The sequence below is a fragment of the Pseudoduganella buxea genome, from assembly GCF_009720835.1.
Classification (GTDB): Bacteria; Pseudomonadota; Gammaproteobacteria; order Burkholderiales; family Burkholderiaceae_D; genus Rugamonas; species Rugamonas buxea.
Genome location: NZ_WNKZ01000184.1, coordinates 1 through 2,734 on the forward strand (window position 1 = coordinate 1; position 2,734 = coordinate 2,734).

Here is a 2,734-nt window from a genome sequence, read left to right on the forward strand (position 1 = left end):
CCCGTGCCGGCCGGTCCGCCGCCGCCACCCGCGCTGCCGCCGGCGCCGCCCGTCGCCGTCGCCACCAGCGACACATTCGATGCCCCGGTATTTGTCAAGGTCAACGTGGCATCGGCAACGCCACCGGCGCCACCCTTGGCGTCCAGGCTGGTGCCGCCCCGGCCGCCCGTGCCCGTCAGGCTGAGCGACAGGTTGCCGGTGGTGGCGCCGGCGACGTTGTTCGCCAGCGTCACGTCACGTCCCGCACCGCCATCGGCACCATTGCGGCCTGCGCCGCCATCGCCGCCGGCCAGCGACACGCCGAGCGAGACATTCGCGCCTTCCGCGCTGCCGCTCACGCTGCCCGCCGCCGCGCCCCCCATGCCGCCGCTGTTGCCGGCACCCGCTCCCTCGGCACCCCTGCCGCCCCGGGCACTTGCCTGCAACGCCAAGGTGCCGGTGCTGCCGCCACTGCCCGTGATGCCCGCGCTGGCGGCCCCACCCGTCGCGCCGCTGCCACTGTTCCACCCGCTGCCGCCGTCGCCACCCTGGGCGCCGGCAGTGCCGTAGGCGTTGCCGCCCATGCTGCCGTCGATGCTCAGCACGGCATCGGCCGTGCCCCCGGCACCCAGGACGCCAGCCTGGTTCGCCTGATTGTCGCCGCCGCGGCCGCCATAGGCGACGCTGGTGCCCTGCAGGTATTCGCCGGGACCGCCCATCGTCAAGGCGGCGCTGGCATTGCCGCCGGCACCGGCCTGCCCGCCCTGCGTGCCACCCCCGCTCCCGGCGGTGGCCTGCACGGTGCTGCTCAACTGCGGGGCGCCGAAGAACGCCGTGTGCTCCGCTTGCGCATTGCCTCCGGCACCGCCGGTTCCGGTGCCGCCATGACCGCCGGCACCGCCGCCCGCCGCCACCGACGTCTGAGCGCTGGACGCAGGGCCCGTATCGGCCAGGCTCAGGCGCGACGTGCCCTGGCCGCCGGCACCGCCCGTGCCCGTATCGGTACCGCCGCCGTGACCGCCGTACGCCGACTGGTTCAGGTACAGCGCGCCACTCGTGCTGCCGCCGACGGCATCCACCGAATTCGAGGCCGCGCCGGCACCGCCAGTGCCGCCGTTGCCGCCATACCCGCCGCTGCCGCCGATCTGGCTGGTTCCGACCGTCAGCGTACCGTCGGTGGAACTGCCGGTCGCCGTGGCGCTGGCCAGTCCCCCCGCGCCGCCGTTGCCGGCATTGCCCTGGCCGCCGCTGCCGCCCGTTGCGTAGGCAGTCACCGTGACCGCCGCGCCCAGCGTGCCTGCACCGCGGCCGTGGGATTGGGCCGCGCCACCCTGGGCACCCGCGGGACCATTGCCGCCGGTGCCGCCGGTGGCCTGGCTGTTGACGTACAGCACGCCGCTGGCGGCGCCGTCGATGCTTGCCTCGCCGACGCCGCCGATGGCGGCCGTGCCAGTGGTGCTGGACCCGCCGGCCCCGCCGGCCGCCGTACTGGTCAAGGTCAGTTGCGCGGCGCTGTCGTTGCTGACCGTCAGCAGGCTGCGGGCCAGGCCGGCGCTGCCGCCGGCCGCACCATCGCTGGCGCCGCCGCTGCCGCCGAGGGCCTGCTGCGTCAAGGTCAGGTTACCGGCAGTGCTGCCCGCCACGGCGTTCTCCACCAGCGAAGCGGCGCCCGTGCCGCCGGCCGCGCCATTGGCGCCGTAGCCGCCGGCCCCGCCCTGCTGGTAGACGCTCGCGCCAAAGTGGCCGGTGCTGCTGCTGCCGCTGGCCGTGGCCACGGCCACCGCCCCAGCTCCGCCGTGGTTGCCCGCGCCTCCGCCGGTACCTCCGGTGCCGCCATGGGCCGCCGAACTCAGCTGCGATGCGTCGCTGCCGCTCGCGCTGCCCGTGATGCTGCTGGTGGCGGCGCCGCCGGCGGCGCCGTTGCCCGAGACAAGGCCCGTGCCGCCGCTGCCCCCTTGCGCGATACTGCTGCCGCTGAGCGAGGCGCCGTCCAGGTGCAGCGTGCTGGCGGCACTGCCGCCGTTGCCGTTGAAGCCGTTACCGGAGGCGCTGCCGCCGCCGCCGCCCGTGGCTGCGCCATTGCTGATCACCTGGCCGGTGCCGGTGACCGTGGAATCGAGCTGGGCGTTGCCGCCATGCCCTGCCACGCCGCCGCTCCCCGCACCACCGCCGGTACCGCCGTAGGTACCGGCAAATCCGCTCAGCGGCGCAGCGTTGTCCGAGCCCAGCTGCAGCGTGCTGGTGGCCGTGGCGCCCTGGCCGCCCTGCGTGGCGCCATGGCCGCCCGAGCCACCGTACGCATTCAGGTAAGCCTGCGCCGTGCCGGCGGCAGCGTTCGTCAAGACCAGGTCGCTGCCGGCAGTGCCGCCCGCGCCGCCGATGCCGGTGCCGCTGCTGCCGCCGGCACCGCCGTAGGCATTCTGCATCAGCATCAGGCTGCCGGAGGTGCTGCCGCTGACCTGGTCGCTCATGGTCGATGCCGTGCCGGCCACAGCCGGCCCGGCCTGCACATAGCCGCCGGCCCCGCCGTGTTGCGATGCCGTGACGCTGACCGCGCCACTGTCGGCCTGACCGCTGGCGATGGCGTGGCCGATGCCGCCCGTGCCGCCCGTTGATCCCGCGCCGTTGCCGCCGCCGCCCGCGCCGCCATACGCCGTGGCGGTGACCGTCACTGCACTCGTGCCCTGGGCACTGCCGTCGGCGACGGCATCGGCATCGCCGCCATTGCCTGCCGCCGCACCCGTGCCCGGCGAGG

1 pseudogene is annotated in these 2,734 nt (G+C 75.6%); it reads right to left on the reverse strand.

Going from position 1 to position 2,734, the window contains the following annotated elements:
- Positions 1 to 2,734 (reverse strand): annotated as a pseudogene (locus GM672_RS28575) (hypothetical protein); the annotation flags it as partial.